The organism is Bacteroides sp. D55t1_190419_B8, from assembly GCF_015558905.1.
Taxonomy (GTDB): domain Bacteria; phylum Bacteroidota; class Bacteroidia; order Bacteroidales; family Bacteroidaceae; genus Bacteroides; species Bacteroides vicugnae.
In genome coordinates, this window is record NZ_JADMOU010000003.1 from 105282 (window position 1) to 117543 (window position 12262).

7 protein-coding genes are annotated in these 12262 nt (G+C 41.4%); all 7 read right to left on the reverse strand.

Features of this window, described 5'->3' with window-relative positions:
- The 7 genes from I2I13_RS04010 to I2I13_RS04040 all read right to left on the reverse strand — a co-directional run bounded on the left by I2I13_RS04010 (position 1) and on the right by I2I13_RS04040 (position 12218).
- Positions 1-1260 (reverse strand): glycoside hydrolase family 76 protein, encoded by a 1260-nt coding sequence (locus I2I13_RS04010; RefSeq protein WP_195648861.1) that lies wholly within the window; start codon positions 1258-1260, stop codon positions 1-3.
- Between the two features lie 231 nt (positions 1261-1491).
- Positions 1492-2958: a DUF4972 domain-containing protein gene (locus I2I13_RS04015; RefSeq protein ID WP_148364107.1), complete on the reverse strand. Its 1467-nt coding sequence runs from the start codon at positions 2956-2958 to the stop codon at positions 1492-1494.
- Positions 2959-2980: 22 nt separating this feature from the next.
- Positions 2981-4123 carry a DUF4972 domain-containing protein gene (locus tag I2I13_RS04020; protein WP_195648862.1) on the reverse strand — a complete coding sequence of 381 codons (1143 nt, stop codon included), beginning with the start codon at positions 4121-4123 and terminating at the stop codon, positions 2981-2983.
- A 25-nt stretch (positions 4124-4148) separates the two neighbouring features.
- Positions 4149-5471, reverse strand: a complete 1323-nt coding sequence (locus tag I2I13_RS04025; protein ID WP_195648863.1) for a glycoside hydrolase family 76 protein — start codon at positions 5469-5471, stop codon at positions 4149-4151.
- 23 nt (positions 5472-5494) lie between these two features.
- A complete protein-coding gene (locus I2I13_RS04030; RefSeq protein WP_195648864.1) occupies positions 5495-7414 on the reverse strand; it encodes a RagB/SusD family nutrient uptake outer membrane protein in 1920 nt (639 codons plus the stop codon).
- 11 nt (positions 7415-7425) lie between these two features.
- Positions 7426-10857: a TonB-dependent receptor gene (locus I2I13_RS04035; protein ID WP_195648865.1), complete on the reverse strand. Its 3432-nt coding sequence runs from the start codon at positions 10855-10857 to the stop codon at positions 7426-7428.
- 158 nt (positions 10858-11015) lie between these two features.
- Entirely contained in the window at positions 11016-12218 is a 1203-nt protein-coding gene (locus tag I2I13_RS04040) for a FecR family protein (protein WP_148364112.1), read from the reverse strand.
- Between the last annotated feature and the right edge of the window lie 44 nt (positions 12219-12262).

Below are 12262 nucleotides of genomic sequence, written 5' to 3' on the forward strand. Positions count from 1 at the left end.
TTACTTCTTAGCCGGAAATAAAAGCATCAATGCCGGTATACCGGAAGCTGAATAACTGTCGATTTCCGCACCTGCCGGCAACTTCTTATGATATTCGCCTCCACACACATTCCGCGTCTCATCTCTGTTTGCCCAACCTGTTTTGATGGTACGTTTCAGGAACGGAAGATATTGGGTTTGTCCGCAATCATATACTAACCATGCCATGTATTCTGCAAAGATAGCAGTATAGATACCCTGTTCAATACCACCTTCGAAAGGTAGCACTTTATGTTCCGCAGACATATCTTTCACTGTATAGTCTGCTGCCAAAATTGCATTGTCCAGATAACGTTTCTCTCCGGTCGCCTTATAAAGCAGTATGGATGCACCGATAAAGGTTGCCTGATTGTAGACATGTGACTTCCACGCGGGATTGCCATTTCCATGACGGCTATCAGCTATCTTTCCCGTTTCTTTATCCAGCAGATTTTCCACTCCCCATTCGTAGATTTCTTTGCCTTTGGCAAGATATTGAGCCTTCGTCTGATAAGACGGACGTTTGTCGGTCGATTCTTTTCTATTTTCAGGCACATTATTGTAGAGCGTCAATGCCGCTACCACTGTCGGGAAGTTGATACATGCCATCTTTCCATCACCGAATTTATTCGGTTTCGGATTCCGAATGGGTTGCCATTGCCAGAACATACCTCCGTTTTCTTTGTCATACGAACCGGTATCACCCACCTTTTCCGAGCCATACCACACACGTTTGAAACTGGCTTCCGAGAGTTTCAGGTATTCATTCACTCCAAAAAGCTCGTATGCGCGCGCCAGACTAATAGTCCACCACATGATGTCATCGTAGATGAACCAGCCGGTGTTTTCGTTGTTATCATCAAAATCAAACTGGCAATATTGTGCTTTGTTTCCTGCGAAAATTTTCTCGCAAAGAGTTTTATACTCACGAGTCTTTTTTTTGTCTTTCTGTGCCTTTGCCAGTTTATAGGCATTCATCGCCATGTCCCAATAAATAGGCTGACACCAAATAGCCGCCGCTCCATTACCGCGGTCAACGGCGCTTGGATAGGAGGAATTTGTTTTATAAATATATTTATTAGAGTCTAGTAGGGTATTGTTAAATCCTTCGTAAGCTGCCCATACATCTTCGTTAGTATATGCGTGCTTCTTCTGGTTTGCTTTTCCTAAATTGCCGACTGCCCATATAGTAGTTGATGCTCCCATTAGCAGCGTCAGAGCCAAAAGAATTTTGCCTTTCATGATAGTTTATAAGTTTATAGTATTTTTCCTGTTACAAAGATTGCAGAAATAGCTGAAAAAAAACAATAATATTTATTCAATAAAGAACAAATACAGACCAAAACGCTTTTCTGCAATAAAAATATAGGATTAATAAAAGGGTATTGGAGAATAATTTCCCCTCATTCTGCCTTACGACAGAGATAAGGGGAATATTTAATCTACCTATTGAAAACTCATCCTGGTAAACAATTATTTGTTATCTGAAATAGTTGTAGATTCAACCCATTGCCAGTTATCACCAACTAATGTTGCTGTATGACCTTTCACACCTTTTATTGTTTCGGTAGCACTTTGAGTAGGCTGATCGCCTTTCACTTCAAAATCCCAAGCATCTACCAAATCCGCATTATCAGCATTTACACCTTCTTCATTTCCCATATAAGAAGCATATACTTGATTTTCTGTCCGGTTTGTTTTCCAGATGCGTATCTTCTTTATGTAACCGGAGAACCATTCATTACGATTTCCATTATTGTCCATCATACAGAATCCGGTCATGTGAATCTGATTAGCTATGGATTGCTCATTGATATATGTTCTCCAGGGTTCACCCACACGGATGGGATCTCCTTGTCTCGTACCGTCAATCATGGAATAACATTTCACATCTGTCGGAGTGTCAAATCCCGGCAACCCTTTATCTCTGAACAGGAATGCATAATGTGTCCAACGATCTTTAGTCCAGTTGTCCGATTTCTTCCATCCCGGCTCCCACTCTTGAGGATTTGTATGATTATCATCTTCCCAATGGGCAACCATTGTTCTCAACAGCCCTTTTGTGCGATCCTGTGCACGCCATCCGCTCCAATAAGGATCGTTCGTCATCGTAGAAAGGAAAGTACAGTTATCTTCCCCCTGTTTATTACAGTATTCTTTGATATTCACCCAAAGTTCTATCGTGAATGCCTGATTATCATCCTCTCCAAACTTTACATAATCCTCACTATAACCAAAGTCTATATATGAACCGGCATTTCCGTCTACAAACAGATTCCAGGTAATCTGGCTGTTATCCGGCCATGCAGAATCTTCTACTTCTTCCACTTTCTTATCGGCAGCGGCAATAGCCTCATCATAAATTTCCTTCGTCATATCTGTAATGGAACCGGATTTGATTCTTTCAGCCAGACTTTCCAAGTCTTTAGCAGCACTCTCCAAAACTGATTTATTATCAACCGGATATTGTCCTTGATGATTTCCCCACTTCGTTTCATCATTAACGATTGCAAGTATTTCATCCGCTTTAGCCAGCAAATTATTAATATATTGTTGTGCTTCCGGAGACAGATTATAATATTTTGAATTCTTAAACTCATCAATAGCCTTATTTACCTTTGCTACAGCAGCTTCCAGAGTTGTTTCATCCAGTTCTTCGCCACCTTCTACCCGCTTTATCAGGGCATCCAACTCGGCAATGGCAGCATTCAATATATCCTTTCCGGCTTCGGGATAGGTGCCGGGAGCAGTTCCATAGGTTGAATTTTTCAATAAATAGTTCAATGATGTACGGTTCCCTTGCAGAATACTCAATTGTGTATCTGTTATATACTCGTCTTCAATATCATCACAAGCGGTAAATATCCCTGCCAGACAAGAAATCAGGAGGAAAGAGAGGAGCATTGCTCCCTCTCTCCATTTATTAGTTAAACATTTCATGTTTTTCATCGTTTTTACATTATTATTCAACAATACGTTGCCACTCGTAAGTACCGATAATCTTAGCAGTATGACGACCTGTCAGGTCTATTACTTCATTACCCGAACCGGAAGGTTTGGTGGTGAAATCCCATGCTGCCGCCAAGTCTTCTTCTTTACCAGTCACTTCAGTCGTCCCATTATAAGAGCTCTGGATATATTCGTTATCCTTTGCACTTTTCCAGATACGGATTTTTTTCATATAGCCGGCAAAACCTTCTTCAAACAGATTATCACTGGTACGCATATACCGTCCGAAAGCGGTCATCGGCGTGTTATAGCTGGCATAGTTACTGGAATTATAGAATCTGCTGCCAACATTTCCCTCGGTCGTTTTCACTTCTCCATTCACATACAACTTCGCGCGGAATTCCGGACTACCCGGCAAACCTTTATCACTGTACACAAACAAGAAGTGTTGCCATTCTCCATCTTCCGGAGCCTTTAATGACGGTTCACAAATATTTCCTCCCGTTTCGCCCCAAGTTGCACGATAAATACCACCGTCTGCATTGCGCCAATACATCATCCAGCCATTGCGCCATCCATCACCGCCCATGTAGGTAGAGAGGAACACATTCTGGTCTTTTCCACCACCTTTGGTTACTTTCACCCAGAACTCAACAGTAAAGGCTTGATTTCCTTCAGTTCCGAAATTCACATATTCTTCGCTACGTCCGAAATCGATGTAAGAACCACCGTCTCCACGTCCATCCACAAACAGTTCAGCCGGCGTAGTTTCAGCATCTTCTGTACGGATCGTGCTTTCAAACTGTTCTATAGCCGCTTCGGCTTCTGCCACATAACGTTGTTTCTCACTTTCTGACGGAGAAGGTTTCTGATATTTGATTAGAAGTACTGCACGATTAGTATCATCTATCGCATCTGTCAGAATAGCCCGGCTTTCGGTGGGATACTGTCCCTTCTTATCTCCGTATTCTGAATTTTGCTGCAAATCGGTCATTTCAGCAATCAATGCATCCAGTTGGTCGATATAGGCATCCTCTATTTCAGGAGCTGCAGTATACTCGTCATGTGTTTCTTCAGAACAAGCCGCCAATTGAAGTGTCAGTATCATGCATAACACATAATACCACATTTTCCAATTTGAATATTTCGTATTCATTATTCTTCTTTTTTATGGGTTACAATTATTTATCTGCCGGAAACAATAACATCAATGCCGGTATTCCGGACGCACTATAGCTGTCGAGAGTAGCACCTTCTATCTGTGCCTTATGGTATTCGCCGCCACATAGATTACGTGTCTGATCGCGATTAGCCCAGCCATAATTAATGTTACGCTTCAAAAATGGTAAGTACTGTGTCTGACCACAATCGTTTACCAGCATAGCCATGTATTCCGCAAAGATAGCGGTATAAATACCCTGTTCCACTCCACTCTCAAACGGCAATAAATCGTAGGTTGCAGACATGGTATTCATCGTATAGTCGGCTCCCAGAACCGCATTATCCAAATAAGTTTTCTCTCCGGTAGCTTTATAAAGCAATAACGAAGCTCCGATAAAAGTGGCCTGATTGTACACATGGGCTGACCATGCCGGATTTCCTTCGCCATGCTTACTGTCGGCAACTTCTCCAGTATTGCTGTCCACGAGATTCTTCACAGCCCATTCATAGATTTCCTTTCCTTTTGCCAGATAAGCATCTTTTGTTTCATAATGCGGACGGGTAAAGTTACCGTACTTATTACTCCAGCTTTCCGGATTCGGATCTGCCACACGGTCGGCAGGAACATTGTTGTAGAGAGTCAATGCAGCCACTACAGTCGGAAAGTTGATACAAGCCATCTTGCCGTCGCTGGCTACATTCTCATTCGGATTGCTGATAGGCTGCCATTGCCAAAACATACCTCCACCCAAATTCTTTTCCGGATCTGCATACGAACCCGTATCACCGACCTTTTTCGAGCCATACCACACGCGTGCAAAACTTGCTTCTGCCAGACTGCGATACTCGTCTACTTTAAACAATTCATAAGCACGCGCTAAAGTAATGGTCCACCATTGGATATCATCATAGATAAACCAGCCGGTGTTCTCATTATTATTGTCAAAATCAAAGTTTGCATAATGCGCTTTATTTCCGGCAAACAAATCATCGCACAACTGCTTGTATTTGTTTTCTCTTTCCGTATTCCCTTCCGTTTTTGCACGTTTATAAGCATTCATCGCCATGTCCCAGTAAATAGGTTGGCACCAGATAGCGGCAGCTCCGTTATTGCGGTCTACAGCAGCAGTATAAGCGGTACTTGTTTTATAAATATTCTTATCGGGGTCCAGCAAGTAATCATTAAATGCCTCATAGGCAGTCCAGGTATCTGCATTGGTATACTCCGGGACAATCTCATAATCCGGCGTATACGGCTTTGCCTGCTTATCCTCATTGCAAGAGGACATACAAAGGACACCGGACATGAGACAAACTGCAGAGAAAATATATTGTTTCATCATAATTTCTATTTTATAATCAGTATTTAGAATCCTGTATTCTGAACCAAGTTCTTATCAATATCAATCTCACCCTGTGGTATCGGGAAGAAATACTGACGGTCAAAAATACGTTTTACAATCTCCGTACGTTTAAAGAATTCATTTCCGTCATAATTGACATTCATTCCATGAATTGCCTTGTTGAAATATTCATTTACCAATCCCCAGCGGCGTACGTCAAAATAACGGCAGTTTTCGAAACTCAATTCGATGCGTTTCTCCTTGCGGATCAACTCCATGACTTCATCCGTTGTAGTCGGTTTAGGCAGATTGACTGTCTCACCGTATCCCGGAATACCTGCACGCTTACGGATCATGTTCATATAAGTCCAGATATCTTCATGAGTCGGGCTGACATGTGCCAGCGCTTCGATATAGTCAAAATAAATATTAGTCAGACGTAAGAGCACACAAACCAAATTCTGGTTACGGTCGCCGGAATCCATTCCTTTGCGTACCAAATAACCTGTGCTCGTATAGTCATTGCTACCTTGTTCTTTACCACAACTTCCACTATAAGTAAAATCTACTACATAACCGCCTTCTGTTCCCTCAAACCATTTTGAATTGCTAAAGGTAATGTCGGCATAGAAACGAGGTTCACGATTGACATACATCATTCTGGTTCCTACCGGTGCATATAATGTACCGTCTGTTCCTTTGTATTCTGTTGTAGAGACTCCCTCTTCTACATAATCAGATTTTTCGTTGATAATCGGAGTGACTCCGTCAGCACTATAACCGGAAATAGGAGATTCTCCGTTTGACATGAAATAGGCATCTACCATTTCCTGTGTTGCCCCCAACAAGCTACCACCTCTGTAGTCGGTCGTATTACCGGATCTATTCGGCATACGGTCATACTGCATGGTTCCAGCAGCATTATCCAGACGATAGAAAATCATCTCTTTATTGTTACCCATTTCAGAAAACAGGGTTCTCACTGCACGACGATAAGACTCTGTCGGACTGAATCCTTCCGAGTCCGGGCCGGAAACAGAAACACCATCCTTATTGGTATACATCAGATGATAACGGCTACCATAGTTAGAGAAGAATGTGTTACATTCATCAATCACTCTCTGCCAGTTGGCGCGTTTGGTAGCTTCATCCGGTCTGTCGGGAAATAGTTTTGTTCCATCATTATTAGCCAAATCAGAATAATAGGTACTTTCTCCATTAAACAACCAGCTGGCACGATAAGTCAATGCCTCAATGATAAATGCCTGTGCAATCGCTTTGTCAATACGACCATATCCGGACACCTTGTCGGTAGAAGCATCATCCAGCAAACCGTCATTTTGTGCACCTTTCAGTTCTGATACGATAAAATCGAAACACTCATCTACCGTATTACGCGGGAGTTGCAACTCGTCACTTGGAGTATCCATCGCAAAGTCCTTTTCAAGCAAAGGAACCGGGCCATAAGTACGTACTAAATAAAAATAGTAGATAGCCCGTAAAGCTCTTGCTTCTGCTTTCCATTGATTTCTTTCTGTAACAGTCAACGGTGCCTGACCTACATTTTCTGTAAATACTGCAGCTTCATGGATACCAGAGAACCAGCTCTTCCAGCGATACAATACCATCGTTCCTTCGGTAGCATCGATAGAGTTGTTATTTATCAGTTTTCCCTTATTGTCATTTGTCCACTCTGCCTCGTCACTGGAACCTGTCCAAGGACCGGGAGTACGGTACAGACTGGTTTCATGTACCTGACGTTGGTTAAATTCATCCGGTAAGAATGTGTATACGTTCGAAAGATACCGCAAAGCTCCATCTCTGGTTGTAAAAATCTCTTTGAGTGACAAACGGTCATCAGGCACCTGATCAAAATAGTCATTACAAGATGTCGTCAAGAGACACGCCAGCAAACTAACGATTATATAATTATATTTTTTCATTATCTTTTTGTTTAGAATGTGAAATTAATACCAACTGAGTAAGAGGTCGTATTTGGATAAGAAGCACCATTATCGGTATTCAACTCCGGATCCCACAATTTGAAACGACTCAAGGTGAACAGGTTAGTTCCCATTACATATACAGCCGCATTCTTCAGATGAACTTTATTCACCCAAGGTTTCGGCAGGTTATAAGATACCTGCAATGTCTTCAGACGCAGGAAGTTCATGTTACGCACCCACCATGTGCTCTTCTGGAAGTTATTAATATTACTGGTTGTTTCGCTTCCATAAGACAGACGCGGATAAAAGGCATTCTGATCCGGATTTTCCTCTGTCCAACGGTCGCCAATGTTAGAGTAGAGGTTACCGCTACCACCACCGCCGTTAAACGGATTAATACTGCTACCATTCAAAACACGTTCGGCTCCTGCTACACCTTGGAACATCATACCTACCGACAAATCTTTCCAACCTACGGTAAATCCGAAACCATAAACAGTTGTCGGCACATCCCCACGGGAAATGTAAGTCTGGTCGTACGCATCAATCTGACCGTCATTGTTTAAATCCTTGTATTTGATATCTCCCGCCTTTACTGTACCAAACTGTGAAGCAAAAGGTTTGGGAGTGATTGCTTTATTGGCATCCGACAACGATTCCCAACGTGCCATATCATCTATTTCAGCTTGAGTGAACAGTCCTTCGGCCACATATCCTTTAACTCCATTGATGTTACGTCCATACTGGTTCATCCATTCGTATTTTTGTTCCGGCAATTCTCCCTGAATCCATTTATCCTTATTAAAGGTGATATTACCACGAAGCGCAAGTACCCAGTCTTTATTTATACGCTTGTTATACTCTATCGTTCCATCGAATCCTTTATTTTCTATGATACCAATATTTCCATAAGGAGCAGATGTATTGTAGCCCAGGAATGAAGGTATAGAATGCTCACGCTTCAACAGGATGTTCTCACGACGTTCCTTAAACAAGTCGAATACAATAGACAGATCGTCATTAAACAGTTTTATATCAATACCCAAGTCTTGTTTACGAGATTCTTCCCAAATTAAGTCAACAGCCATATTTACTGTTTCATAACCAGACCATTTTGTTCCGTTCGGTCCGAATTTATAACCATAATCACCGTTCTCTTTCATCTGGTCCAGATACATAAAACGACGGTCGGAAACTTCACTATTACCTACTTTACCATCCGTATAGCGTATCTTCAGGAAAGAAACAGTTTTTGACAGCGGTTGCCAGAATTTCTCGTTCGAGATAACCCAACCTACACCAAATGCAGGGAAAGTTCCGAAACGATGTTTGGGTGAGAAGTTCTCGGCGCCGTTATAACCGATGTTGAATTCTGCAAAATAACGGTCTTTCCATGAATAAGTGGCACGACCGGCAATACCCATCATACGATAAGGAATCGCATCTTCCAGTGTACCTTTCGGATACAACAGTTTGGATTGCTGGTTGAACAGGAACAGTGCACTGACACGATGATCGTCATTGAATGTCCGGTCATAGTTCAGGGAAGCTTCCAGATAAGTTTTCTTATTACCACTTGTTTCCTGTTTATAACTCAACACGTTACTTCCTTCATAAATACGTTGCAGAATGGGTTGTCCGTCCATATCGTAAGGAACACTTGTATCCAGGAAGTTATAAGTAGACTCTGCACGGTCTTGATGTACATGTATCTCATTGTATACATCGAACGCATACATGGCAGTCAATTTCAGCCCTTTAGTAAGCATATCCAAATCCTGTGTGATACGCAGATTGGAATAGATCTGATTTTTCGTCAGGTTATCATATCCGCGACGGGTAGCTTGTGAATAAGGGTTATTAAAGTTATTGTTAGTTGAAGTTCCGGGCACATAGGCTTGTCCGTTGACAAAGAACATCTTCGGATATTCAACCGGTGAAATTGACATTGCCGCATTATACAAATCAGCAGAAGAGATGGCCGGATAGTTTCCTTCTCCCAAATAACCTTGTGCACCGATCTCCACTTTAGTAGTAGGAGTCACATCGATATTCAGATTAGTGGTAAAGTTATAACGGCTATATTTCATTTTGGAATCATAGGTGTTGATATTCTTATCAGTCACCGTCATACCAGTTTCATTGAAGTAGCTGACTGACGCATAATAAGCGACCTTTTCACTACCACCCCGCACGTTTACATTCACACGACGATTGTGTCCCCAATCATTAAAGATTTCCTTCAACCAATCCACGTTCGGGTACAAATAAGAATCTTTTCCCGCAATCGTGTTACGTATCTGGTCCTCCGTATATTTTGTAGCAATACCGTCATTACGCATTGCCTCGTTGGCTGCATTCATATAAGTGATACCGTCTGCCAGATCAACCATCTTCGTGAAACGGGTAAACGATTCATAATAATCCGCGCTCACTGTCGGTTTTCCCACCTTTCCCGGCTTGGTTTTAATCAGGATCACACCATTAGCACCTCGCACACCATACACAGCCGTTGCCGATGCATCTTTCAGTGTTGTCAACGATTCAATGTCTTCCGGATCGATGTCATTGAACGAACGTTCCACTCCATCCACCAATACCAGCGGAGAAGAAGTGTTGGGAGTAGAAATACCACGAATCCAGATATCAGCGGCATCTTTACCCGGTTCTCCCGTACGTTGCACGGCTACAACACCGGCCAAACGACCTGCCAGCGTTGTAGTTAAACTGGCAGAAGGTGTTTTAATATCCTCCATCTTCATAGAAGATTGTGCGCCGATATTACTTATTTTACGCTGGGTACCATAACCAACAATCACAGTCTCTTCCAACTCGTTCACCTGTTCTTCCAAGGCCACGTCGTAAATATTAGTAGATGCATTCGTCCGTATTTCTGAAGTTTTAAAACCTATATAAGTAAATTTAAGCACTACGCTTTTTTTGGTTACGAATATCTCATACAAACCATCCATATTGGTAATCGAACCGTTTGCATCTCCATCCACGGTAACGTTCACTCCAATAAGCGGTTCCCCTTTTACATCAGTAACACGTCCGGTTATTTTCCGTTTATTCTGTTGCTGTTCATTAGGAGCCGATGCTTTTCCGGAAATAAAAATTTGTCTGTCAGAGATCCGATAAGTACATGAAGTACCCTCGAAAAGTTCAGAAAGAATTTCTTCTATCTTCTTATTCTTACTGTCGATAGATACCTTACGTTCTAAGTTCACAGCATCATCTAAGTAGAAGAAAACAAATTGACTACTTTTCTCTATCGTTTTAAGCACTTCTCTCAACGTCGAGTTATTAACGCTGACCGAGAGGGTCTTAAATTGAGAATAATTGTTGTAACTTGCGAAAGAGTAGTCTATTCCGAGAAGTAAAAAGCAAAGGAATAGCCCGAGAACCTTACTCTTTCGTTCTCTAATTGCATTTTTCATATTAAACATGTTAAAATTTTCTCATAATATTATTTCTGTATCTAAACATTATTGGGTACACACGTCCCAGTTGGATGATAGCGTGTATCATCCACTTTCTACAAAAATTACCATAAAATTCAGGAATTAGATTTATTCTTTATCTTATTTTTTCATATCTATTTCTTTACGACTCGATACGTCTTATATTGTTCATCATAGGCATAAGAGATTGGTGCAACAAAGGTTAATCCATTAATTACTGTTTCAAAGTTGTCTTTCAAATCGATTTTTCCGGAACATTTTATTTTACTTAGCGCTGGGTCAAATTCTACGTTAATGCCATAATAGGTAGACAGACGTTTCAAAACGATTCCCAAATCAGCACTTTGGAAATAATAGAGTCCATTCACCCATGATATAGCTTCTTCTACATCTACCTGTGTTATATTTTCCTTTCCATCGGCAGAACTGAACATCTGATTAGGAGCCAGAATGGCTTTAGGAGTCCGGTCTGTCTCCACCTGAACACATCCTTGTGCCAGCACTACACTTCTAATTGCTTCCGATTCATACGCAGTTACATTAAATTTAGTACCAAGCACTCTGACATTCATATCTTTGGTCCGCACATAGAAAGGACGATTTTCATCTCTGGCCACTTCTATGTAGATTTCACCATCCACATAGATTTCACGTTTGTCTTGTTCAAACTCCACCGGATAAACCACCCTTGTACCGGCATTCACCCAGACTTTAGATCCATCGGCAAACGTCAATACCGAACGTTTTCCACGTGGAATAACCAATTGGTTATAAGTTGCCGATTTCTCCTTTTGTATACTTTCCTGATTCGTTTTGATTTCTACGGAATCATACGTGATCTCTGTTTCTTTTTCCTTCAAACTCACGACATTATCTTCTGCCAAAATCAACAGTGTTTCTTCCGTCAAAGGCAAATCGGCTTTCGTATTCACAGCAAATGTGGCAATGTCCGGATCCAAAGCCGAAGAATAGTTCTTCAAAAAGAAGAAACATCCCACAAGAATAGCCACACTGGCAGCCGCACTCAATCCTATTAAGAAATAGTTCTTGCGTCTCGCTTTCTCCTTATTTATATTAGTCGCTTGAATACGAATCCATAAATCATCCGTTTCCTGGTTTGAAAGTACCTCACCCTTCTCTTTCGAAAAAACTTCCAAATATCTTTTTGCAGCGATATATTCATCTATATTAGAAGGATTCATCTGTTCAAATTCATCCCAGAACTTCTGTGTTTCTTCCGTAGGATAGTTCATAGAAGAAACAAAGAAATCATTCTGAAGAAATTCTTCAAAAGTATATAGGGAAAAATCTGTATGTTCTTGTTCAGAGTTCATCATTTTCATTGTCTTTACGTATGAATAACAGTTGTACTTTCATTTTA

Bases quoted from the DNA above. Each gene is read 5' to 3' on its own strand.
- I2I13_RS04010 (WP_195648861.1), bottom strand. From the start codon at position 1,260: ATGAAAGGCAAAATTCTTTTGGCTCTGACGCTGCTAATGGGAGCATCA.
- I2I13_RS04015 (WP_148364107.1), bottom strand. From the start codon at position 2,958: ATGAAATGTTTAACTAATAAATGGAGAGAGGGAGCAATGCTCCTCTCT.
- I2I13_RS04020 (WP_195648862.1), bottom strand. From the start codon at position 4,123: ATGAATACGAAATATTCAAATTGGAAAATGTGGTATTATGTGTTATGC.
- I2I13_RS04025 (WP_195648863.1), bottom strand. From the start codon at position 5,471: ATGATGAAACAATATATTTTCTCTGCAGTTTGTCTCATGTCCGGTGTC.
- I2I13_RS04030 (WP_195648864.1), bottom strand. From the start codon at position 7,414: ATGAAAAAATATAATTATATAATCGTTAGTTTGCTGGCGTGTCTCTTG.
- I2I13_RS04035 (WP_195648865.1), bottom strand. From the start codon at position 10,857: ATGAAAAATGCAATTAGAGAACGAAAGAGTAAGGTTCTCGGGCTATTC.
- I2I13_RS04040 (WP_148364112.1), bottom strand. From the start codon at position 12,218: ATGATGAACTCTGAACAAGAACATACAGATTTTTCCCTATATACTTTT.